The organism is Clostridium hydrogenum (assembly GCF_021432385.1).
Classification (GTDB): Bacteria; Bacillota; Clostridia; order Clostridiales; family Clostridiaceae; genus Clostridium_S; species Clostridium_S hydrogenum.
This window is the reverse complement of the sequence record NZ_JAEACT010000002.1, coordinates 737,783-761,537: the sequence shown is the minus strand read 5'-3', so window position 1 is coordinate 761,537 and position 23,755 is coordinate 737,783. Positions and strand designations below refer to the sequence as shown.

The 23,755-nt window shown below is 29.2% G+C and carries 20 protein-coding genes; 16 read left to right on the top strand and 4 right to left on the bottom strand.

Annotated features, from left to right (window positions below):
- Window positions 1-441: 441 nt before the first annotated feature.
- The 4 genes from CUEA01_RS03505 to CUEA01_RS03500 all read right to left on the bottom strand — a co-directional run bounded on the left by CUEA01_RS03505 (window position 442) and on the right by CUEA01_RS03500 (window position 3,325).
- Window positions 442-1,647: a radical SAM/SPASM domain-containing protein gene (locus tag CUEA01_RS03505; protein ID WP_234118240.1), complete on the bottom strand. Its 1,206-nt coding sequence runs from the start codon at window positions 1,645-1,647 to the stop codon at window positions 442-444.
- Between the two features lie 121 nt (window positions 1,648-1,768).
- Window positions 1,769-1,903: a hypothetical protein gene (locus tag CUEA01_RS24855; RefSeq protein WP_268906140.1), complete on the bottom strand. Its 135-nt coding sequence runs from the start codon at window positions 1,901-1,903 to the stop codon at window positions 1,769-1,771.
- A gap of 41 nt (window positions 1,904-1,944) precedes the next feature.
- The gene (locus tag CUEA01_RS24850) at window positions 1,945-2,067 is read right to left on the bottom strand and encodes a hypothetical protein (protein WP_268906139.1); all 123 of its coding nucleotides are present in this window, start codon (window positions 2,065-2,067) and stop codon (window positions 1,945-1,947) included.
- Between the two features lie 805 nt (window positions 2,068-2,872).
- Window positions 2,873-3,325, bottom strand: a complete 453-nt coding sequence (locus CUEA01_RS03500) for a PilZ domain-containing protein (protein WP_234118238.1) — start codon at window positions 3,323-3,325, stop codon at window positions 2,873-2,875.
- A 624-nt stretch (window positions 3,326-3,949) separates the two neighbouring features.
- Between CUEA01_RS03500 and ureA the strand changes: the two genes are divergently transcribed.
- The 16 genes from ureA to CUEA01_RS03420 all read left to right on the top strand — a co-directional run bounded on the left by ureA (window position 3,950) and on the right by CUEA01_RS03420 (window position 23,451).
- On the top strand, window positions 3,950-4,252 hold the full coding sequence (gene ureA, locus CUEA01_RS03495; protein WP_234122112.1) for an urease subunit gamma: 303 nt from the start codon (window positions 3,950-3,952) through the stop codon (window positions 4,250-4,252).
- 15 nt (window positions 4,253-4,267) lie between these two features.
- A complete protein-coding gene (gene ureB, locus CUEA01_RS03490) occupies window positions 4,268-4,639 on the top strand; it encodes an urease subunit beta (protein WP_234118232.1) in 372 nt (123 codons plus the stop codon).
- Window positions 4,640-6,358, top strand: coding sequence for an urease subunit alpha (ureC, locus tag CUEA01_RS03485; protein ID WP_234118219.1), 1,719 nt, complete (start codon window positions 4,640-4,642; stop codon window positions 6,356-6,358).
- 231 nt (window positions 6,359-6,589) lie between these two features.
- Window positions 6,590-7,054 carry an urease accessory protein UreE gene (gene ureE, locus CUEA01_RS03480; protein ID WP_234118217.1) on the top strand — a complete coding sequence of 155 codons (465 nt, stop codon included), beginning with the start codon at window positions 6,590-6,592 and terminating at the stop codon, window positions 7,052-7,054.
- On the top strand, window positions 7,047-7,733 hold the full coding sequence (locus tag CUEA01_RS03475) for an urease accessory protein UreF (RefSeq protein WP_234118214.1): 687 nt from the start codon (window positions 7,047-7,049) through the stop codon (window positions 7,731-7,733). The genes ureE and CUEA01_RS03475 overlap by 8 nt, the downstream gene beginning before the upstream one ends.
- Window positions 7,734-7,952: 219 nt before the next feature.
- Window positions 7,953-8,561: an urease accessory protein UreG gene (gene ureG / locus CUEA01_RS03470; protein ID WP_234118212.1), complete on the top strand. Its 609-nt coding sequence runs from the start codon at window positions 7,953-7,955 to the stop codon at window positions 8,559-8,561.
- Entirely contained in the window at window positions 8,561-9,367 is an 807-nt protein-coding gene (locus tag CUEA01_RS03465; RefSeq protein ID WP_234118201.1) for an urease accessory protein UreD, read from the top strand. The genes ureG and CUEA01_RS03465 overlap by 1 nt, the downstream gene beginning before the upstream one ends.
- Before the next feature lie 172 nt (window positions 9,368-9,539).
- Window positions 9,540-9,962: a CBS domain-containing protein gene (locus tag CUEA01_RS03460; RefSeq protein WP_234118193.1), complete on the top strand. Its 423-nt coding sequence runs from the start codon at window positions 9,540-9,542 to the stop codon at window positions 9,960-9,962.
- Window positions 9,963-10,829: 867 nt separating this feature from the next.
- Window positions 10,830-12,656 (top strand): glutamine--fructose-6-phosphate transaminase (isomerizing), encoded by a 1,827-nt coding sequence (gene glmS / locus CUEA01_RS03455; protein ID WP_234118191.1) that lies wholly within the window; start codon window positions 10,830-10,832, stop codon window positions 12,654-12,656.
- Window positions 12,657-12,812: 156 nt separating this feature from the next.
- Window positions 12,813-13,814 carry a virulence RhuM family protein gene (locus CUEA01_RS03450; protein ID WP_234118189.1) on the top strand — a complete coding sequence of 334 codons (1,002 nt, stop codon included), beginning with the start codon at window positions 12,813-12,815 and terminating at the stop codon, window positions 13,812-13,814.
- 106 nt (window positions 13,815-13,920) lie between these two features.
- Window positions 13,921-14,979, top strand: coding sequence for a Tn7-like element transposition protein TnsE (locus tag CUEA01_RS03445; protein ID WP_234118187.1), 1,059 nt, complete (start codon window positions 13,921-13,923; stop codon window positions 14,977-14,979).
- Between the two features lie 284 nt (window positions 14,980-15,263).
- Window positions 15,264-16,430: an AAA family ATPase gene (locus tag CUEA01_RS03440; protein ID WP_234118179.1), complete on the top strand. Its 1,167-nt coding sequence runs from the start codon at window positions 15,264-15,266 to the stop codon at window positions 16,428-16,430.
- Window positions 16,423-18,810, top strand: coding sequence for a S8 family peptidase (locus tag CUEA01_RS03435; protein ID WP_234118177.1), 2,388 nt, complete (start codon window positions 16,423-16,425; stop codon window positions 18,808-18,810). The genes CUEA01_RS03440 and CUEA01_RS03435 overlap by 8 nt, the downstream gene beginning before the upstream one ends.
- Before the next feature lie 754 nt (window positions 18,811-19,564).
- Window positions 19,565-21,898: an HsdM family class I SAM-dependent methyltransferase gene (locus CUEA01_RS03430; protein WP_234118175.1), complete on the top strand. Its 2,334-nt coding sequence runs from the start codon at window positions 19,565-19,567 to the stop codon at window positions 21,896-21,898.
- The gene (locus tag CUEA01_RS03425) at window positions 21,899-23,044 is read left to right on the top strand and encodes a restriction endonuclease subunit S (RefSeq protein WP_234118173.1); all 1,146 of its coding nucleotides are present in this window, start codon (window positions 21,899-21,901) and stop codon (window positions 23,042-23,044) included.
- 140 nt (window positions 23,045-23,184) lie between these two features.
- Window positions 23,185-23,451, top strand: coding sequence for a hypothetical protein (locus CUEA01_RS03420; RefSeq protein WP_234118171.1), 267 nt, complete (start codon window positions 23,185-23,187; stop codon window positions 23,449-23,451).
- Window positions 23,452-23,755: the final 304 nt, after the last annotated feature.

The window sequence follows — 23,755 nt, the reverse complement described above, 5'->3', positions numbered from 1 at the left end:
CAGAGTACGGAGTACAGAGTACAAAGTACAGTGAATGATGATTTTCTTTCGCCTTGCTACAGAAAATCTTATAACTTATTTTTTGATTGCTTACGCAATTTTAATATTTCTTGTTTTATCTTAAAATTCCGTAGGCACGGAGGAATTTTTTCCTTAAACCACTGTAATTGCGAAGTAAGAGCGTTTTGGAACGATTTAAATAACAGCTTATAAATCTTAGAGGAATATTCTCAAAAGACTTAGAACTTTCAATTTGTCTGAACGATAGTGAGTTATTGAAAGTTCTTAGGATTTTGAGAATATTCCTCTTAGATTTATTGCTGCTATTTAATGTTCCAGAATGCTCTTACTTCGCAATAATTTTAAGATACGTATTAAATGACCTTAGTACAATAGTGCGTTCTAATGTTTTAGATTGCTTATCTATATGCTATTAAGTATTTATTCCTTAAAATATTTTTTTAAAACTGATTTCCAATAATTTTCTATATTTGTTTTACTAAATATGCACATAGGACTAGCACACTTAATTACTGAATGGTGTAAATTGTAAGATATTGCAGGGCAGCCACCGCCACATAAGTATTTGTATTCACAAGAAGGACAATTTTCAATATTATCGACTGAACGATTCATGAAGGTGCTCGTTATTTTTGAGTTTTCCAAATCTTTTAGCCAATCGTGATTAAAAATATTAGTTACTTTTAGTTCTGGTTTTATAAGAGCTTGGCAAGGGTATATATCTCCATTAAAATCAATAGCTATTTCATTATAGCACGCACCACAAACAGAGCCATTTAAGGAACAATCAGTTTCACAAGTTTCTACGTTATCAATATTTGGTATCAAATCAAGTTCAGAAGAATTATTAGGTACAAATACAGAAGAGATAAAATTAAATCCATTTGATATAGCAAAGTCTTTAACTTCTTTCCAGCTTTCCTCATCATTACGTGTTATTACTGAACGCAGAGTAATCTTAGATCTTTGAGCATTACTTATTTTAAGCAAAGTTTCTTTTAATTTTAGTACATTAAGTCCAGTCCTCATGTTTTTAGTCTGATCAAAGGTATCTATACTAATAATAGCTTTATCAATTAAATCTAATACACTTTGTTTTTCTGAAAGAAGAGTCCCATTTGTTAATAGTCCTAAATTAAAATTTAAATCCTTGAATATTTTGCAAATTTCAAGAATATCTTTTCTTAATAATGCTTCACCACCTGTAAGTATAATATTTTCAACTCCAATATTTTTTAAAGTGTTAGCCATGGAAAGTATGTCATTTAGGCTAAGCTTGTCTGGCTGATTTAAATTTTGATGATTGTAGCAGTAACTGCAAGATAGGTTACAACGCTGAGTTATGTGTAAGTATACTGAAGTTAATTTTATAACTTTTTTCCTTTTAGCTAATTTATTTGAATAAGCTAATTTATCATATTCTAATTTATCATCAATTAAGACACCGTTTTTTAAGAGTAGTTGTTTTTCTTCATCTGTTAAGCTTTTATTTAAATTAATAATATCGTTATTTTTTAAAAAATTGTATACTGAATTATTAATTACACAAGCTTTATTTAATTTATAATTATATGACAGTATTTTATTAGTAGATTCTATAAATGTAAGTTCACGAGATATTTCCAAATTAAACACTTCCTTTATAACTGATATGTATTACAAAATAAGGTACTACATGCTTATAAAAGCATGCAATACCTTATTGATGGTTTTAAGTAACTTTATTAAAAGCCTAGTATTAAGATAATTAATGATTTTTTTGAAATGGTCCTGCACCAGGACGATTACGTGCACATTTACATGAAGTTGAAAGTTCTTCGGCATTCATTTGTTCTAATAATTCTGTAGGAAGTTCTTGTACTTGATTTTTAGAAGTATTCATAACTTATCCCTCTTTCCTTTAATTATTATAGGGTAAATTTTTTACCATGGTCCCTCACCAACGCTGAAACGCTTGCATATACATGGGCTTATAAGTTCTTCAGCGTTCATTTGTTCTAATAATTCTGTAGGAAGTTCTTGTACTTGATTTTCAGAAGTATTCATAACTTATCCCTCCTTTCTTTTAATTATCATAAATTTTTATAATTAACGGCTTTATATTTTCTATAAAATAATAAGTCATTAATAGACTGTTTTAATATTTTAAAATATAGCAATTTACTTTATAACATATAAAGGTAAAATAACTATATAATTATATATTCTTTATATTTTTGTAAAATCCTCCTTATTAATAATAAATTTTATAAAAAATAAATAATATAATAAAAATATGGGACTAATATTAATAAAAGTGTATTTTTCAATAACAATCAATTTAAGTTGGGTACAGAGTAATAAATTAGTTTAAGATTAAAAATAGACTAACATAATAAAGAAAGCTATGTTTTAAATAAGTGTGAAAATCAATACTTATTTAAAACATAGCCAAAAAAATTAAATTATTTAATAATATCTATTGACTTTTATCAAAATAATGTTAAAATCAAAATATAATATTAAATTGATAAAAATACAGAAATGATTTTATTAATTTGATAACAATATTCAAAAATATAAATAAATATGCAATAATGGGCTATCTAAAAAAAAAATGCTAATGCTAATGATTTATAAACTCTTATTTTAACTCTTAAAAAATTTTATTCATGTTTCTTTAACTACCTAAACCCCTAACTAGGTGCAATCAATGTTAAACTTAATATGTTTATGGATTATAAGTATTATGGTGCATAAATAGATTTAGTTGAACTGATTTCACTAGGAATGGATAGCCCTTATTTTTTATGAATTATAGTTTATATTTTAGATAAATATGCAACCGAGATTGATAGGATATAATGTCCTATCAATTTTTATTTGATTTTATAGGACATTTTTGGGGTTCACAAAATTCACAACCATGATCAGAAATGTTTCGTTTAATAACTAATGCCAAATCATTTAATGCTTTGAAGTAGTTTGAGGTATAATCTTCCATAATTATAAAAGCTGCGCCATAAAAGATTTCGCCAGTATCATTTTCAATATTACGAACTATGGTACCATCAAAAGAGTAGTTTGTATGTAGGAACTTCATTTTAAACTCATAAAGTACATTATTTCCTATTGGTAGTTTTAATTTAGAACGAAATTTTACTCCACCAATACCAATATCGAGAATGCAAATATTACTTGGTTTTGTTTTAACTGATTTGCCGTTTACACTTATAATTGATATTTCCGCACAGAGTGGGGTGCGAAGGTATACCCTAAAAAAATTTCTTTTATTTACATATTCGTTGTTTTCATTTGTTGGCATTAAGTTAACTCCTCTCTATACTTAAATTTTGCATGGAGCTTCCTTTAGTAGATTCTTTTAAAGCATAATCTATTTATTAATATATGATATTATAGCCAAATGAATATTAAGACTATGTAAATTATTGTTAAAATAAAGTAAAATATACTAATTTATTTATTATATAAATATTAATTGTGTTATGTGAAATGGTTGTACAAGGTAAGTCTATTGACTTTTAATAAAATAATGATAAAATTAAATTGAAATGTTACATTAATAAAAAACAGTGGTTGATTTTAATAAAATGTATAAATATTCGATACATTTTTGCGCTATTTTTAATTTTGGATTTGAAGTTAAGATGGTTTTATAGATAGAAGGTCTGAAACTTAAAATTTAATTGTATCAAAATGTTATGCATTAAAGCACTTTTGTAAAATTGAATTTTATTAGTTGAAGAGTTTTATTTATATGCTAGCTTAACTTTTATTTATATTCATAAAGGGTTACCGTACCGAAACTTAAATTATACATGTTTCAAAATACTATGTTCTAAGAATTATGAGGCATGTATAACTTAATAGTTGAGTCGGTAACTCTACAACTTGAATAAATATGTAAAAGAAAGGAATGTTTTTATATATGCATCTAACACCTAAGGAAATGGAAAAATTAATGCTTCATTACGCCGGTGAACTTGCTAAACAAAGAAAGGAAAGAGGTCTTAAGTTAAATTATCCAGAGGCCATAGCACTTATAAGCTCAGAGTTAATGGAAGCAGCGAGAGATGGCAAAAGTGTAAGTGAACTTATGCAATATGGCACTAAAATTTTAACAGAAGAAGAGGTTATGGAAGGTGTAGCTAGTATGGTTACAGAAGTTCAGATAGAAGCAACCTTTAAGGATGGTACTAAACTTGTAACAGTACATAATCCAATCAGATAGGAGGTTTAATAGTATATGATACCTGGTGAAATTATAATAAAAAATAAAGAGATAGTTTGTAACGAAGGAAAAAGAACTGAAAAGATTACAGTTTCAAATACAGGAGATAGACCAATTCAAGTTGGTTCGCATTTTCACTTTTTTGAAGTTAATAAGGCACTTGAATTCGATAGAAAAGCTGCTTTTGGAATGAGACTGGATATAGCCTCTGGAACGGCAGTAAGATTTGAACCGGGAGAAGAAAAGGATGTTACGCTTGTCGAAGTAAGTGGAAATAAGGAAATACATGGTTTTAGCGGACTTACTGAAGGTTGTATAAGTGATGAAAAGGTAAGGGAAAAAAGCTTTAAAAGTGCTAAAGAATTAGACTTTAAGGGGGCGGAATAAATGAGTTTTAAGATTTCGGGCCACGATTATGTAAATATGTATGGACCAACTACAGGAGATAAGGTAAGACTTGCAGATACAGATCTTATAGTTGAAGTTGAAAAGGATTATACTGTATACGGAGAAGAGTGTAAGTTTGGCGGCGGAAAAACTTTAAGAGATGGTATGGGACAGTCAGCAGTTGCAGCAAGAAATCAAGGTGTTCTCGATTTAGTGATAACAAATGCACTTATAATAGATTACTGGGGAATTGTAAAGGCTGATATAGGAATAAAGGACGGAAAAATTGTTTCTATAGGTAAGGCAGGAAACCCTTCTATAATGGATGGAGTAACTCCTAATATGATAGTTGGAGCAGCAACAGAGGCTTTAGCCGGAGAGGGACTTATAGTTACAGCTGGAGGAATAGATTCACATATACATTTTATATCTCCACAGCAAATAGAGACTGCTTTATATAGTGGAATAACAACAATGATAGGAGGGGGAACTGGACCTGCGGATGGAACCAATGCGACAACATGTACAACAGGATCATGGTACATTGAAAAAATGCTTGAAGCAGCAGAAGCTTTTCCTATGAACTTAGGATTTTTAGGAAAGGGAAATTGTTCATCAGAAAAAGCACTTGAGGAACAAATAGAAGCTGGGGCTATGGGACTTAAGCTTCATGAAGATTGGGGAAGTACACCAAAGGCAATAGATACATGTCTTACTGTAGCTGATAAATATGATGTTCAAGTTGCAATACATACAGATACGCTTAACGAAGGTGGGTTTGTAGAAGATACTATGAATGCAATAAAGGGAAGGACTATTCATACTTACCATACAGAAGGTGCTGGTGGAGGTCATGCCCCTGATATAATGAAGGCAGCAGCTTTCCCAAATGTGTTGCCATCTTCAACTAATCCAACAAGACCATATACTGTGAATACTATAGATGAGCATTTAGATATGCTTATGGTATGTCATCACTTAGACAGTAAAGTTCCAGAAGACGTGGCTTTTGCAGATTCAAGAATTAGACCAGAAACAATAGCTGCAGAAGACATTCTTCACGATATGGGGGTTTTTAGTATGCTTAGTTCAGATTCTCAAGCTATGGGAAGAGTTGGAGAGGTTATAATAAGAACTTGGCAGACTGCTGATAAGATGAAGAAGCAAAGGGGTGCTTTAAAAGAAGAAACAGGAGATAATGATAATTTTAGAGTTAGAAGATACATTGCAAAATACACTATAAACCCAGCTATAACTCATGGAATATCAAAATACGTTGGATCAATTGAAGCAGGAAAGTTTGCAGATTTAGTTTTATGGAAACCAGCAATGTTTGGGGTTAAGCCAGAGATGGTAATAAAAGGCGGCTTTATAACTGCAGCAAAAATGGGTGATCCTAATGCGTCGATTCCAACACCACAACCTGTATTTTATAGAAATATGTTCGGTGCTTTTGGAAAGGCAAAGGGAAAGACATCCATAACTTTTGTTTCAAAGGAATCAATTAAAAATGGTAACATAAAAAAATTACATCTTGATAAGCTTGTATATCCTGTACAGGATTGCAGAAATATAGGTAAAAAAGATATGATATTAAATGACAAATGCCCTAAAATAGATGTTGACCCAGAAACTTATGAAGTAAAAGTGGATGGGGAAAGAATAACCTGTAAGCCAATTGAAGAAGTAGCTTTAGGACAGAGATACTTTTTATTTTAAGATATTAAATCAGAGTACAAAGTACAGAGTACAGAGTACAGTGAAGGATGATTTATCTTCCTTGCGTCAGATAAATCTTTAAATATATAGCTTCAGCTCCGCTGAAGAAAATATGGAATAGGTTTGGGCGATAGCCCATTAAATTTTTAAATTTTCGGCTTTAGCGGAAAATTAACCATCACTGTACTTTGTACTCTGTAATCTGTACTCTGCCTAAGAGGGGTTGAAGTTTTGATAATAGAAAAAATACTTGGCAATTTGCACGATATAGATGTAAAAGGTAGAAAGCTCGATACTATTGATATTGAGTGGTATGAAGTAAATAAGAAAATACTAAAAAAGGATAGTTCGCTTGGAAAGGAAATAGGAATAAGGCTTTCTGAGCATAGAAAAATAAATGATGGAGATATATTATATATGGATGACAGTGAAATTATAGCTGTAAATATTCCTGAAAGTGAAGTTATATTAATTGAGCCTAAGAGTATGGTTGATATGGGAACCATGTGTTATGAAATAGGAAATCAACATGTACCATTATTTTTAACAGAAGGTAGTATAATGATTCCATATGAAAAACCGCTAATGGAGCTTTTAGACAAAAAAGGCTTTAATCCTAAAAAGGAAATGAGAAAGCTTGTTAATGGAGTTGAGTGTCACAAGCATTCTCATCATCACCAGCATGAACATGAATAATACTTTTTTTACGCTGCTTCAAGTAGCTGATTCGATATTTCCAATAGGAGCATACACTCAATCAAATGGTCTTGAAACCTATGTTCAAAATGGAATAGTTAAAGATAAGGAAACAGCTAAGGAGTATCTTCATAATATGCTTTCATATGGAATAAAGTATACTGATGTTCTTGCACTTAAGCTGGCTTATGAATATACGCTGGAAAAGGATATTAATAAGCTAGTAGAACTTGATGAAATGCTTTATGCACTTAAGGCACCGCGGGAAATTAAAGAAGGAAGCGCCAAAATGTGTGCAAGGTTTTTAAGAATTTCAGAAACCTTCGATAAAAAAGATATGCTTTTAAAATATGCTGAACTTATAAAAGAAGGTAAGTGTAGAGGTCAACACAGTATTGTATTTGGTGTTTTTTGCGCTGAATATGGAATTGATAAAATGGAAAGTATAAGTGCATATTTGTATAATTCTGCATCTTGCATAGTGAATAATTGTGCAAAGCTTATTCCACTTGGACAAATGGAAGGACAGCTTATACTCTTTGAGTGTAGTGAATTATTAAAAAATATAGCCGAGGAAATAAATGAGTTAGATATAGATGATCTTGGAAGATGTACTATTGGTTTTGATATAAAGGCAATGCAGCATGAAAACTTATATTCGAGACTGTACATGTCATGATAGGAGACAGAGTACAAAGTACAAAGTACAGAGTACAGAGAAGGTGGGTTTCTCTTCCTTGCGTCGGAGAAACCTTTAAATTTATAATTTCAGCTTCGCTGAAGAAATATTGCAGGTTTGGGCGGAGCACATTAAGTTTTTAAATTTTCTGTGGAAACAGAAAATTAACCTTCATTGTGAATTGTGCATTGTGAACTGTGAATTGATTAAGGAGGAAACATGAGTTACGTTAGAATTGGAATAGCAGGGCCTGTTGGTTCAGGTAAAACTGCGTTAATTGAAAAACTTACAAGAGAAATGAGTAAGGATTACAGCATAGGTGTTGTAACTAATGATATATATACAAAGGAGGATGCAGAGTTTTTAACTAAAAATAGTGTACTTCCTGCTGAAAGAATAATAGGTGTAGAAACAGGTGGGTGCCCACATACAGCTATAAGAGAGGATGCATCAATGAATCTTGAGGCAGTAGATGAACTTGTAAAAAAATTTACTGACATAGAGATTGTATTTATAGAAAGTGGTGGAGACAATCTTTCAGCAACCTTCAGTCCAGAACTTGCAGATGCAACTATATATGTAATAGATGTTTCAGAGGGTGATAAGATTCCAAGAAAAGGTGGCCCTGGAGTTACGCGTTCAGATTTACTTGTAATTAATAAAATTGACCTTGCACCATATGTTGGAGCGAGTCTTGAAGTTATGGAAAGGGATTCTAAGAAAATGAGAGGAAATAAACCTTTTATATTTACAAATTTAAATGAAAAAAAAGGGCTTCAGGAAGTTATAAATTGGATTAAGAAAAATGTTTTATTAGAGGATTTATGATGAATTATTATAGCAAAGAAAGTGTACTTAAACTTGAAACAAAAGTAAAAAATGAAAAGACGGTAGTTAGTGATAGTTATTTTACACCTCCTTTTAAGCTTTTAAAACCTTTTTATGGTGAAAATAACATTATGAGATTATGTCTTGTAAATGTATCACCTGGTGTTCTTGAAGGTGATGACTATAGTATAACTGTAAATATGGGAAAGGGGTCTAACTTAGAACTTTATTCCCAAGCTTACAGCAAAATTTTTAAAATGAATACAGGGTTTGCAGCTCAAAAAGTAAATATTACTATGGAGGAAAACTGTACTTTAGCATATATGTTAAAGCCAACTATGCCTTATGAGCATTCCGATTTTAGAGGTGAAACAGATATAAGGCTGTCTAAAAATTGTAATCTCATATTTAGAGAAATAATTTCTTGTGGACGATACAAGAGAAATGAAGTTTTTAGTTTTAAAAGTTTTAAATCAAGGACAAAAATATTTTTTGATAGTAAGTTAATTTTTATGGACAATACTGTTTTAAAGCCAAATGAACAGAAGTTAAATAGTATGGGGCTTTATGGACAATTTACTCATCAGGCGAATATGATAATAGTGAATAAAAATATAAATGAAAAATTTAAAACGTCACTTGAGGAAGTGCTTTCTGAATATGCTGATATAGACTTTGGTGTAAGTATTAGCTTTAAATTTGGTATAATAGTGAGAATACTTGGAAATGGCTCGGAAAAATTAACAGATATTACAGATAAATTGTACTATAAAGCATTTGACAGCTTACAGCAGCACAATGTATAATTATACTTGTGTATACGTTTAAATGACTAAAAATTCACTGTGTATGTATACTGTTTCAATTAGTATATCTTTAGTTAACATAAAATTAAATTATAGTTTATTTTATTGAAAAAAAAGGTTGGTATAATATTAAAGTAAGGGTTAGTATTTATTATGAAAAGAGGTTAAGTGTATGAATATTGCATTTTTTTTAACTCCCAAAAGTGAAGTGATTTGTGAAAAGGTAACAGCAACAATGAGACAAGCACTTGAAAGAATGGAGTATCATGGATATTCAGCAATTCCTATACTTGATGAAAAGGGAGTTTATATTGGAACATTGACAGAGGGTGACCTTCTATGGAAGATGAAGAATACACCTGAACTTGATTTTAAGGATACAAATAAAGTATCCATAGGCGATATTCCAAGACATAGAGAAAATAAACCTGTTCATATTGATTCAGATATAGAGGATTTAGTTACTATTGCGATGAACCAAAATTTTGTCCCTGTAGTAGATGATAATAATGTATTTATAGGAATAATTAAAAGAAGTGATATAATAAATTACATGTATAAAAAATTGTTTCAAAAAGTGAAATTACAAGCATAAGGGCGTGTGTAAGGGCTGTTGTGATAAAAAATTATTTTATATACAAATTTTAAATATTGCCAATTAAAACAATTCACAATTCACGATGCACAATTCACAATGAATGATGATTTTCTTCCGCTTTGCTACAGAAAATCTTAAATTTAATTTTTTTTATTGCTTTCGCAATAGCACCATTTATGGTGCTAAGCGAAGCTTGTAACATTTAAATTTAAGATTTGACTGACGAAAGGAAGTCAAATCAACCTTCATTGTGCATTGTGAACTGTGAATTGTGAATTGATTTAGTTAGTTAGCAATAATTTTAAGTTATGTATTAAAATATTTTTTAGTGCAACAGCCTTGTTTTATACATTTATTAAAAAATTGTGTACATTACTGTAATTATTTTTTTTAAAGTTGACTATTTGATTAATAATGCAATATAATAGTACGGTAATAGCAATATAAAAAAATTGTTATCAAAATAATGAGCATGTAAATATAATGAATTATAGGAGTAAATGCTCATAGGTCTTAGGAGGTGAGGGAGAAAAGAAGAAGGTTATTTGTATTATATGAATTAAAGCGCCAGAACTTAGGCTTAAATGATAAGTTGGCTTAAGTTGACGAGGATGGGGAGAATCGAATTCTTCGGCGGGTGCCCCACGGTAATCGCACTACCGTTAGCGATTGATAAAACTGGAAAGTGATTTCTAGCACAATATCAATCTGGTGTTAAAACCTTAGGCAGTTTCAAAAAATAATAAGTGGAGTTAGTGTCTAATTTTTTAATAGTAGTTTATTATTTTTTTTTAACGCCTTAAAAAAATCAGGGTATAACTACCTTTATTTAGTGTACCCAAAATATGAAAGGAAGAATTTAATATGTGCGGAATAGTAGGATTTTCAGGAAAGAGAGAGGCAACACCTCTACTTGTTGAAGGATTAAAGAAATTAGAGTATAGAGGATACGACTCAGCAGGAGTAGCTGTCCTTGATAATGGAAAAATAGATTTAACAAAAGTTAAAGGTAGACTTGCAAACCTTGAGGAAGAGTTAAAAAAGACTCAAAGTAAAGGTCAAGTAGGAATTGGACACACAAGATGGGCAACTCATGGTGAACCATCAATTGTAAATGCTCATCCACATTTAAATGAAAAGAAAACAATAGCTGTTGTTCACAACGGTATAATCGAAAACTATATGGAGCTTAGAAAATGGCTTGGTGAAAAGGGATATAAATTTGTATCAGAAACAGATACAGAAGTAGTTCCACATTTAGTAGACTACTACTATGAAGGAAACCTTTTAGAAGCTGTAATGAAGGCTGCAAAGAGATTAAGAGGAAGTTATGCTCTTGGTGTAATTTGCACAGAAGAACCAGACAAGGTTGTTGCAGTAAGAAAAGATAGCCCACTTATAGTTGGATTAAAAGAAGACGGAAACTTTGTCGCTTCAGATATACCAGCAGTATTAAGTGAAACAAGAGAAGTTTATCTTTTAGAAGATAATGAATTTGTTGTTTTAACTGCTGATGGAGTTGAAATAATATCAGAAGATGGCAAGAAAATAGAGAAGGAAATATATCATGTAACTTGGAATGCAGATGCTGCTGAAAAGAATGGATATGACCACTTTATGTTAAAAGAAATCTTCGAACAACCAAAGGTTACAAAGGATACAATGACTTCAAGAATAATGCTTGGAGAAGATATAAAGCTTGATAAAATAAATTTAACTAAAGAACAAATTGAAAATATACAAAAAGTTTATATAGTTGCATGCGGAACAGCTTATCATGCCGGACTTGTTGGAAAATATGCTATAGAAAAGCTTGCAAGAATACCAGTAGAGGTTGATATAGCATCAGAATTTAGATATAGAAATCCAATAATAAATGATAAGACACTTGTAATTATAGTTAGCCAATCTGGAGAAACAGCAGATACACTAGCTGCATTAAGACTTGCAAAAAGCCGCGGAGCAAGAGTAATTGCAGTAACTAACGTAGTTGGAAGTACTATTTCAAGAGAGGCTCATGATATATTATATACTTGGGCAGGGCCTGAAATTGCCGTTGCTTCGACAAAAGCATATACAACTCAGCTTATAGCAATGTATATAATAGCTCTTCATTTTGCAAAGAATATGGGGACTCTATCAGCTGAAGAAATAGAAGCTTTAAAGAAAGATTTACTTGCAATTCCAGAAAAAGAAACAGAAGTATTAGAGAAAAAAGAAGAAATGGAAGCATTGGCTAAGAAAATCTACAAGGAAGATGACATGTTCTATTTAGGAAGAGGTTTTGATCAAGCAGTTGCTATGGAAGGATCACTTAAGCTTAAAGAAATATCATATATCCATTCAGAAGCATATGCAGCTGGAGAGTTAAAACATGGTCCAATAGCTCTTATAGAAAAAGGAACAGTTGTAATAGCCCTTGCAACTCAAGAAGAATTATTTGAGAAGATGGTAAGTAATATAAAAGAAGTTAAGACAAGGGGTGCGCGTGTTATATCATTTGCTTTTGAAGGCAATACTGATATAGAAAACACATCAGATGAGGTTGTATATCTTCCAAAGGTAAATCCTCTATTTGCACCATTAGTATCAATATTACCACTTCAACTTTTATCATATTATATTTCAATAGCAAAAGGCTGTGACGTTGATAAGCCAAGAAATTTAGCTAAGTCAGTTACAGTAGAATAGGAAATAGAATAGTAAAAAATTATAATATTAAGCTGCACTTTATTTAATTTAAGGTGCAGTTTTATTTATTATTATGCCACATAAATAATATTTTATGATGAAGTTTATATTTACAAGTTTAAAATAAAATCTAAGTAGTTTATGAGGTGATAAGTAATGGAAAATAATACAGATATACTAATATATCAGACAGAAGATGGAACTACAAAAGTAGATGTTAGGCTAGAGAATGAAACAGTCTGGATGACTCAAAAAGCAATAGCAGAATTATATCAAAAAGGTATAAATACTATAAATGAGCATATTAAAAATATTTATATGGAAGGAGAACTTGATGAGAGTTCAACTATTCGGAAAAACCGAATAGTTCAAAATGAAGGAAATAGAACAATTCAGCGTGAAGTGTCTTTTTATAATCTAGAAATGATAATAGCAATAGGCTATAGAGTTCGTTCACATAGGGGTACACAATTTAGACGTTGGGCAACAGAAAGACTTAATGAATATCTAGTAAAAGGTTTCACAATAAACGATGAACGATTAAAAGAAATGAAGAACTTAGGGCAAGATTATTTTGATGAATTATTAGAACGTATTAGAGATATACGAGCTTCAGAAAAGAGATTTTACAAGAAAATTACTGATATATATGCTTTATCGGTAGATTATGATCCTAAGACTGAGATGGCAAAGGAGTTTTTTGCTACTGTACAAAATAAATTACATTTTGCAATACATGGACATACAGCAGCAGAGCTTATTGCAGAAAGAGCTGATTCAAGTAAAGATAATATGGGACTTACAACTTGGAAAGGTGCTAAAGTTAGGAAGGTTGACGTAAAGATAGCAAAAAATTATTTGACTGAAAAAGAAATAAAATCTTTAAATAGGATTGTTACTATGTATTTAGATTATGCTGAAGACCAGGCAGAAAGAAGAAAACCTATGTATATGAAAGACTGGGAAGAAAAACTAAATGCTTTTTTAGAATTCAATGATAGAGATATACTAAATAATGCAGGTAAGGTATCAAAAAAAGTTGCAGAGCAATTGGCACTTGATGAATATGAAAAGTTTAATCAAAAAAGATTAAGTAATAATGAGGAAGATGATTTTGATATTTTTATAAAAGAAAACAATCTTAAAGGGAAAAGATAAAATAAAGAACTTAAACGCAAATGTACATTTAATTTATTATAAATAATTAGAAAAGAATCAAGCTTCATTTCAAACAAATACGTGTATCCTTAATATTTTTGAGGATATGCGTATTTTATTATATGTAAGGTGTAAAGTTTCTTATGAATATGAGCAAAAGCTTTTAAAGTCCGATAAGATAAATCACTTAGCATGGCTATTAACAAATACTAATGCCTTAAAGATGTTCAATAAGATAGGGCAAAATATGTGGCAGCTTAGAGAACTAAAATTTGATTTTTTATTGGAGAATTTTAATATAAAAGCAAGGGTAGAAAAGAAGCCTAATTATACTAAGATATTAGAAATACTAGCTTTGAAGAAAAAGAAAATTAATGTTGAGGAAATAAACATATATCATCCAAGCTTGGAGGAAACTCAGGGTAGCAATCAAGCAAAGATAAGAAAATATGTTAACAAGAATTCTAATCCAAATAGAGAAATAACCTCAGAGGGCGATGGAGCGACGAAGTCTTCTGAGGAAATTGAAACCTCGTTGATAGAGCATGAATATGAAAGGTTGCCGCAGATAAATAAAAAGAAAAAGGGGCTTAGAATAACAAGAAAAGCTGAGGATGAAAATACTAAAAAATATGTTTTAGAAGATGATAGTTTAAGAACAACGGCAGATGTTGGTGGAGAAGAATTAGTAAGAGGGTTAGAGTTCACAAGTATAGATAAGGTTGAGGAGAAGGGTGAATTAGCAGAGTTTGTTGAGGTGCTGAAGCTTTTAGAAAAAAGAGATAATATAAAAAAAGTTAATATAATTATTGGTAAGCTACCAGAGGGTAAAAGAGGTAAAAAGTTTGCTAGGCTTAGTGATGGAGTTACTAGAAGAAAATATGCTATTGGACAAGTTACTATGATGGATGGAGGAGAGTGTAGTTTGATTGATGTTGAGAGAGAAAATAGGGCTTTGTCGATGTTGATATTGAAGGCGGATGGTAAGGTTAATTGGAATAATATATATAGTAAATTATTGATTGGATTAGTTGATGTAAGTGGGAAGTGGAGTAATGAAATTATTAAAAGTATTGAGATGAAGGAGATAATGGTGTATAGAAAAAAACATATAAATAAAAGTATTGATGGAATAGAAAAACAACTTTATAAAAGTTTAATATAAGGGCTTTAAATAAGAATGCATTGTTTTAATATATGTATTGACTTTAATTGTTATTGAAAAAAGAAAAAATATTGTGCATACTAATATAGAATAAGTTGCAGTTATATATAATTGATATGCAAATTTATTAATGAACTGTAAAATGATAAAAATTTTTAATGGATAAAACAGATACACATAATGGACAAAAAATGATTCTTTGGATAAAAAGAACATAACTATGGATAAAAATATTGAATTTTGGATACATAAGTGTTAAAATTCAATATGAAAGGATGAAAAACATGAAGTACTTTTCTGAAATAACAAAGATTATAGAAAATGGAATTAAGGGTGATACTGAGAAGGTTTATAATTATTCGGTAATGTTATCCAAAAAGCTTGAAAAGGATAATGATAAATTAAGGTATGATAGATTACAAAAAATACTTTTAAAATATAATTCTCAAAGCAATGAAAATGATTCTATAAAAAAAATAGAATCAAGCAATATGAAGCAAATACCGTTTGATCAAGAATCAAAATTGGAAATTGCAGATTTTATGTTACCTTCTCAAATAGATGATAAGAATATTTTTTTATCAGATATTCAGGAGAAACAAGTTAATGATTTTATATTAGGTTATGAAAATATTGATAAACTTGCGATTCATAATATTGAGATTTCATATTCTATGTTACTATATGGTCCACCAGGATGTGGGAAAACAGAAACGGCTCTAAAAATAGCTAAAAGATTACAATTACCAATAGTTATAGCAAGATTAGATACTCTTATTTCATCATATTTAGGTAGTACTTCTAAAAATATAAGGTTATTGTTCAAATATATAGAAAATACTCCAAGTATTTTATTTTTAGATGAATTTGATGCTATTGCAAAGCAAAGGGATGATATTCATGAACTTGGAGAACTAAAAAGAGTAGTAAATTCACTACTACAAAATATTGATAGTTTAAATAGTAACAATATAATAATAGCGGCTACTAATCATGAAAAATTATTAGATGAAGCTATTTGGAGAAGATTTAGTACACGAATAAATATAAAAAAACCTAATGAAGAATTAATATATAAATATTTAATGCATAAATTTGAAGAGTTTCATATAAATTTGGATATAAAACTGATTGAATTTTTATCAGTGTTATTTGAAGGTGAATCATTTGCTGATATTGATAATATAATTAAGGCAGTAATAAGAAATAGCATTATTAATAGTATCAAAATCCAATTGTCAGATTTTGTGAATGAATATTTCAATTATACAAATTTCGTATCTAAACTAACTGGAGAATTAGATAAAGATAGAGAAATTAAAGTAAGACTTTTATTAAGCAAAAAAACAGATATAAGCGATAGACTGTTAGGTCAAATTTTAAAATGTCATCATAATACAATAAAAAAATATAGAAATAAGATAGAAAAGGAGAATGAATTAAATGAGTAATGAAAATTATTTTGCCAAAAAGGTTCTTTTCCGTTCTAAGGATAAAATGAGTGGTAGGGTACCATCACAAATTCCAGGACCATCGAGATGGAGATTAACCGAAAAAAAGGCTATAGTTAGACACTTAAATTTATTACTAAAAAGCGCAGTGGATTTACTTAATAATGAAATTTCGGTTAAATCAAAAATCATTACTAACAGTAAAAACTTTCCAATACCAATGACGATTAAAATGCATGATAAAATGATTGCAAAGTCACATAGGCCAGTAACAATTTTGAGTGAAATTGACAGTAATATAATTTCCGTCCAGGAACTTGGAAAGTTAGTTGCAGGAATTAGTGAGTATGGTTTAGAATCATTAATAGAGATAATAGAAGAAGTAATACCATTAGTTCCAAACAACATAGATGAGTGGACATATTACAAAACGGGACGAGATGGACAACTTCATTTAGCAATTAAATCAAAGTTTGAACGAGAATATAACTTAATTCATGAGCTTACATCCATAAAAAACTTTTATGCCTATTCAGATGAAGATATATTAAAATCTGTTGGAGAAAGACAACTTAGTATAGCTAAAAATGATGGGAAAATAAAAGTAAGATTTTTTAATTACGATGATTCTGATATTGATAATAAGATAATGGCTAGTTTTATTAAAAAATTTAGTGAAGCAGGTATTAAGAGAAGTACCATATCTAAATTAAATTTATCTGGTCATTTAAATACATATCTAATTCCATATAATGCAAATACTCCTTTGCAAGAAATTGCCCATTTCCCAGGTGTTGAGCAAATTTCGGTATTAAATAGGTTAACAAGTACATCAAATAAAAATTTTAATGTTCAATCTGGGGTGGATATAATTGAGCCTAAAGATAATGTTAAATACCCCAAAATAGCATTGGTTGATTCTGGAATATCAAAAGACAACAAGTATTTAGAAAAATGGGTAACGGAGAGAGTTGAATTTGTAGATAGCGATGATCAGGATAATTATCATGGGGATTTTATTGGAGGATCATTAGTGTATGGTGGAATACTAAATCCAAATTTACAGAAATGTATAGAAAGTGGTGTAAAAGTTTTAGATGTAGTAGTGATTCCTAATGAAAAAAAATCTATACTAAGAGAAGATGAGTTGATAAATAGTTTAATTGATGCACTTGAAGATTACTCAGACAAATATAAGATTTGGAATTTGTCTTTAAATGTTGATGAACCTATATGCGGTATAATATCAGATTTTACTGCAGCAATAGATGAATTACAAAGTATGTATGATGTTATTTTTGTGATTTCATCAGGAAATTATAGTGATATGAGATCAGAGTGGCCTATTCAGGATATTTTTGAAGATGAATCAGATAGAATCACTTCACCAGCGGATTCAGTACGAGGTATAACAGTAGGAGCTGTAGCAATTGATTCAAATGAATTTACACTAGTTGATAAAAATGTAGTTACACCATATTCAAGAAAAGGACCTGGAATTGGATTAACAATAAAACCAGATGTAGTACATTATAGTGGTAATCCAGATGAATTTCCAATAAGATCAATAGATAAGAATGGTAATATGATAAAAGAATACGGTACAAGCTTTTCTACACCATTTGTATCTGCAATATTAGCAGAATATTTCAACGATTATCCTAATAATTTAAGCAACTGTCTTGCCAAAGCATTGTTAATTCATGGTGCTAGAAATCCAATAAATAACAAAACAATAAATTCTATTAGAGATCATTATTATTATGGATTTGGTATACCAACTAAATTAGATGATTTTCTATACGGTAATGAAAATGAAATTACGTTAATATTTGAAGGTAATGTTAATGCTTCAGAAGGAGCAAACTGGATTAAGGTAACTGACTTTCCTTATCCTGATTCATTGTGTAGTGGTAATAAAATTAGGGGTGAAGTATTAGTTACTTTAGCCTATGATCCGCATCTTAACCCTAATTTAGGTAGTGAGTATTGCAGAAGCAATTTAGATTTAAGATTGAGATCTGAGATAGAAGGAACATATCAGACTATATCTAAAGCAAGTAGTACAAAAGATACTTTAGCAGAAGAAAAGTGGGAAAAAACACGTATGACTAAAGAATTAAAGTGGTCGCCTATAAAGCAAGTTAAATTTAGTAGTCCCCAAGGAAGAATGGGAAGTAAAAATATTGACTTGGAGATATTTCCTACTTGGAGAAATTTAAGTGAAAAGCAAAAAATTAATTTTGCTATTGTAGTTACCATAAAAGACCCTAAAGGAGAAGCACCAGTATATAATGAAGTTAGTAAGTTATTGTTATCTTCCTTTCAGTGTGAGGATATTGTATTAAATAATGTACCTAATAGGATTATTAATAGATGATGAAAGAAAAAATTAAGTATCAATTAAATTAGATAAATGAGCAGAATAATTTATGAAATAGAAAACCGGTGTTTTTTATTTCATTTTCTGTGTAGAATAGAAAAACATAATGAAAATCGTAAAATATTTATATTTTATGATTTTAGTACATGCATCAAAAAGAATAGTAAAATGTTTCTATTTTTTTTAGAAGATTAATATTTTTGAAAAAGTTAATTTAAAATTAAAAATATAGTAATAGAATATATAAAGCTAGGCATTTTAATTAAATTAGAAACGCTTAGTCTTTTTATTTAAGGAAATACTAATGGCTAAAAGAATATTAAGATGGTTAAAAAAATTGTCTTATGAAGCAGAAGGAAGATATATAAAGAATATTTATATTTCATTAGGGTTCAAGGTGTGCTTTAAAATGTAGAATAATAAGAATAAAAGGAATTTTAAAATAATAATAGATGATTATGTAAAGAAAGTTGTGGTATCATGTATATGAGAATATATTACGATTTAGCACTTATTCTAAGAAATGATTTGATCATTTAATTTATGTTGCAAACAAATATTAGGGATTGTTTATTAATAGTAGATATTTTTTATAAACAATAAATTTACTATTGGTGAAAAATGACATTAAAAAGTATTAATTTTACATATTACATAATAATAAAAAGTAGTTGATTTAGATTAGCGCTCAAAATTAATAATAAACCATATATTAAATGATATAAAAACTATAATTTCAGGGAGATTAAATATGGAAAGTAAAAACGAAACACGGTTTGAAGAGTTGTTAAAACAAAAAGAATATCCAGATTTGGATGTATTAAAAAATGATTTGATAGTCTTTAAAAAGGGTACATATAGGGATCTTAGTGACGATTATGCAAATTATCTTACAAATTCTTTTTCAACTGCAAGTAAATGCTTTGATAGTAGGAAAGATAGTTTGACTGGAGGAATGGGTACACCTGATTATGTAATTAGAAAACTTAATAGTGATATTATCTTAGTTGTCGAATGTAAAGATAAGATTTCAGATCATAGCAAAAAGGATAAAGATATTGAAGATTATAAAAATGGGTATGATGATAAGGATGTTAATAAATTTGCAATTGATGGAGCATTACATTATGCATCTTTTATAAAAGATGATTACAATGTAATTGTAATCGCTACTTCTGGCAGAACAAAGAAAAATTTTAAGTTGACCTCATTTTTATGGCCACAAGGTAAGGAAATTGAAGATATTAAAGTTATAGAGAATGGAGGTTATACAAATTCATTTTCAACTTTTGATGAATATAAAGAAAGAGTAGATTATATTCTTGGGAGGAATAACAAAGACAACGAGTCAGTTATTAAAGAACTCAAAAAGTATGCTAAGGCATGTAATGATTTTTTAAGAGCAAATGAAATTACGGCTGTTGACAGAGCAGGATTTATTTCTATAATTGTCTTATCGTTAACGAATAAGGAGTCAATGCTATTTAAGTATTGTAAGTTATCGTATAAGTTTAACAAGAATGATAAACCAATAAATGGTGAGGATAGTATAGGAGCAAATGCCATAATTGACATCGAAAAATCATTGGATACTTTAATGGATGAATTGCATGATAATATACCTTTAGCTAAAAGAAAAACAATAAAAGAATTTTTTAATAGAATTTTTCCAAATTCATTAATTGGAAGAAATCAAGAAAATATAGTAAAGTATTTTCCAGAAGGCTTTGGGCAAAACATGGTATCTACATGTGTTTTATCGGTATATAAAAATATTATTTTAATAGATGAAGTGTATTCAAATAATGTAGATATTATGGGGATTTTTTATACTGAATTTTTGAAGTACTCAAAAGGTGATGCAAGGGATAAAGGTATTGTTTTAACACCTCACCACATTACTGAGTTATTTTGTGATATTGCTGAACATTTTTTAGGACATCCTCTTAATCCAAACAAAGATAAGATTTTAGATATTTGTACAGGAACAGGTGGATTTTTAATTGCTGGACTTAATAGAATGAAGAAAAATATTGATAATGGTTTAATAACTGATAAGGTTTTAACTAAAGATGAATTAAAGAAAAAAGCTAGAGAACAATGTTTATATGGTATTGAAAAAGAAGCAAGTATGTTCACTTTGGCTTACGCAAATATGAAATTTCATGGCGATGGAAAATCAAATTTATATTCATGTTCTTCATTAACAAAAGATAATGAAGAAATTGCAGTTATTGATGGAAAAACCACGTATACCTTATCTTTATCAGAAGCGATGAAACAAATAAAACCTATAGTTGGAATGATTAATCCTCCATATTCTATAAAAGAGGGAACTACAACTAAAAGTAAAAAGAAGCAAAATAATGGGGAAGATTCTGAAAATGAACAAGAAGATGCAAGTGGAAAAAAAGAACTTGATTTTGTATATTCTATGTTGAGTTACTTAGATGATGATGGTATTGGAATTGCTATTATTCCATTTAAATGTGCGCATTCCAAAGGTTGTAAAGAAGCAAGAAAAAAAATCACAGATGAGCATACTTTATTAGCTGTTATGTCTATGCCTACAAACTTATTTAAGGATTCTGATGTTCAGTATCCTACATGTATTATGGTTTTTAGAGCAGGGACAAAGCATAAAAATGCAAAAAATAATGAAGTTTTTTTTGCAAGATGGATTGATGATGGATTTAAGGTTGTGCCACATAACGGAAGAATTGATATTAATAGAAATTGGTCTGGAAAAGTATATAGTGATAATGAAATAAAAAGAATCAAAGATAATATTAATAATGATGTATTAATTTCAGAGAAAGAAAAACCGTATAGGATTGCTAACATTGGAAAAGGCATTCATCAAATTTGGATTGAACAATTGGAAGGTAAACAATATCCAGATGATACAAAATATTTAATAAAGAAAAACTTTGATGTTACAGGTGAGTGGTGTACAGAAGCATATATAGAAACGGATTATACAAATTTATTGAAAGATTCGGATATATTTGTACAACAATTAAAAAAGTTTGCTTTATTTCAATATCAGCAGGATCAAAAAGTAAACGGAAAGTTTGGTGACTAAATGGGAAAATCAATAAAAACAGTGCCAATCACCGAAATATTTGAAGTTATAAATGGAAAAGATCTAGTTTTTTCAAGGCAGGAGAAAGATGTTAATGGTATAAATTTTGTTTCAAGAACAAATAAAAATAATGGTATAAATAATGAGAAAATAAAAAGAATTGAAGGGAATGCCCCACATCCACCTAATACTATTTCTGTAGCATTAAGCGGTAGTAGTATACTTGAGGCTTTTTTACAAAAAAATGAATATTATACATCGTTTCATATGAGAGTTTTAAAACCAAAAATATTAATGAGTGATGAAACTATGTTATTTTATTGTATGTGTATAAAAAAAAATAAGTTTAAATATGGATTTGGTAGGCAGGCTAATTCTACACTTGAAGATATGAAGATTCCATCATTAGACATGATTCCTGACTATGTAAAGAAAAGTAAGATTCCGAAACCTGAAACTGTAATTGCAGATATACCAGACTATTTTATCAGTGAAGAGTTTGAACAAACTTGTTGGTATTTAGATAATATTAATGCTAAAGAATTTGAATCAAATTATGGAGGAATCTATGAATTTCAAAAGGAGAAACTAAACATTAATTTAGATAATTGGAAGGAATATCGTATTGATGATTTATTTGAAATTTATACAGGTGATGATCTAACAATGTCTGCTTTAGAACAAGGTGAATATAATGTAGTAAGTCATAGTAAAAGTAATAATGGAGTTTGTATAACAACAAAGGAAATTAAAAGAAGAAATTTGTTTTCGTGTGAAAGAACTCTAAGTTTAGCAGATAGAGGAAATTTTTTCGCAACAATTCAACCATCAGATTTTTATATTGCAACAAGAGTAAAAGCACTTAAAGCATTATTTGATGATTGTGATAAGTTTGTTTTGGAGTTTATTGCAGTAATTATAAATATGGAAGCGTTTAGGTTTGGTTATGGAAGAAATTGTTGTGATAAATTAAATTTTATGAAAATTAAGTTGCCAACAATAAAAGAGAAAGGAGATTTTAAGAAAAGAATTATTCAAATAGATAAAAAGGAAAAAGAAGTTTTTGTATTAGATACGAAATTTATGAGAAAGTATGTCAAAGCGTTACCTTTTACTAAGCATTTAATTGAAGAAGATAATAGATGAGGTATATGGAAATAATTCATTTATTTAAAATTAAAAAAATAAAGCTTCTCAGATGAAAAAGGTATTACTATTTTCAGCAAATTTTATATTTTTTTATATATACATGAACAACTATTAAAAGTATGGAGAGTGATGTAAATATGAATAAAGAATTAGAATTATTTTTAAAATCTAAAGCTAAAGAGACGCCTTATGGTGGATATACTTTTATATTAGAAGGTATAAATTTTAGCGTTATTGAAATGCCATTAGGATTAAGTTTGCAATATTATTATATTGGTATAAGAGAAACTGTAGAACCTAAGGAAATAATGTTAGACAAGAATGTATCATTACAAGATTTTAGTAAAAAAACAATTGAAATAGTTGAAGGAATTAAAAATGCTCAAACTTTATTCCAAAAATAAAATACAAATAAAATGGTAGCAGCAATCTTTTACTCAAACTTTATTACAAAATCAACTTCAATTCTCAACGAATTTAAGCCACTTCAACGCCATATTTTGTTCAAACTTTATTTCAAACCAACATGAGAAGAATATGGAGTAAATATTAATAGCATAAAAGAGACTATTGCATCAACAAAAATTTGAATAATGCAGTAGTCTTTTTATAGTAATATCAATACTTTCATTTTCATATCCGTATAAATCTTCATCTTATATGGCCTTGTAAATTCTGGTCAATTAACTACAATATAAATTATAGTTG

Bases quoted from the DNA above. Each gene is read 5' to 3' on its own strand.
- CUEA01_RS24855 (WP_268906140.1), bottom strand. From the start codon at position 1,903: ATGAATACTTCTAAAAATCAAGTACAAGAACTTCCTACAGAATTATTA.
- CUEA01_RS24850 (WP_268906139.1), bottom strand. From the start codon at position 2,067: ATGAATACTTCTGAAAATCAAGTACAAGAACTTCCTACAGAATTATTA.
- CUEA01_RS03500 (WP_234118238.1), bottom strand. From the start codon at position 3,325: ATGCCAACAAATGAAAACAACGAATATGTAAATAAAAGAAATTTTTTT.
- ureA (WP_234122112.1), top strand. From the start codon at position 3,950: ATGCATCTAACACCTAAGGAAATGGAAAAATTAATGCTTCATTACGCC.
- ureB (WP_234118232.1), top strand. From the start codon at position 4,268: ATGATACCTGGTGAAATTATAATAAAAAATAAAGAGATAGTTTGTAAC.
- ureC (WP_234118219.1), top strand. From the start codon at position 4,640: ATGAGTTTTAAGATTTCGGGCCACGATTATGTAAATATGTATGGACCA.
- CUEA01_RS03475 (WP_234118214.1), top strand. From the start codon at position 7,047: ATGAATAATACTTTTTTTACGCTGCTTCAAGTAGCTGATTCGATATTT.
- ureG (WP_234118212.1), top strand. From the start codon at position 7,953: ATGAGTTACGTTAGAATTGGAATAGCAGGGCCTGTTGGTTCAGGTAAA.
- CUEA01_RS03465 (WP_234118201.1), top strand. From the start codon at position 8,561: ATGAATTATTATAGCAAAGAAAGTGTACTTAAACTTGAAACAAAAGTA.
- CUEA01_RS03460 (WP_234118193.1), top strand. From the start codon at position 9,540: ATGAATATTGCATTTTTTTTAACTCCCAAAAGTGAAGTGATTTGTGAA.
- glmS (WP_234118191.1), top strand. From the start codon at position 10,830: ATGTGCGGAATAGTAGGATTTTCAGGAAAGAGAGAGGCAACACCTCTA.
- CUEA01_RS03450 (WP_234118189.1), top strand. From the start codon at position 12,813: ATGGAAAATAATACAGATATACTAATATATCAGACAGAAGATGGAACT.
- CUEA01_RS03445 (WP_234118187.1), top strand. From the start codon at position 13,921: ATGCGTATTTTATTATATGTAAGGTGTAAAGTTTCTTATGAATATGAG.
- CUEA01_RS03440 (WP_234118179.1), top strand. From the start codon at position 15,264: ATGAAGTACTTTTCTGAAATAACAAAGATTATAGAAAATGGAATTAAG.
- CUEA01_RS03435 (WP_234118177.1), top strand. From the start codon at position 16,423: ATGAGTAATGAAAATTATTTTGCCAAAAAGGTTCTTTTCCGTTCTAAG.
- CUEA01_RS03430 (WP_234118175.1), top strand. From the start codon at position 19,565: ATGGAAAGTAAAAACGAAACACGGTTTGAAGAGTTGTTAAAACAAAAA.
- CUEA01_RS03425 (WP_234118173.1), top strand. From the start codon at position 21,899: ATGGGAAAATCAATAAAAACAGTGCCAATCACCGAAATATTTGAAGTT.
- CUEA01_RS03420 (WP_234118171.1), top strand. From the start codon at position 23,185: ATGAATAAAGAATTAGAATTATTTTTAAAATCTAAAGCTAAAGAGACG.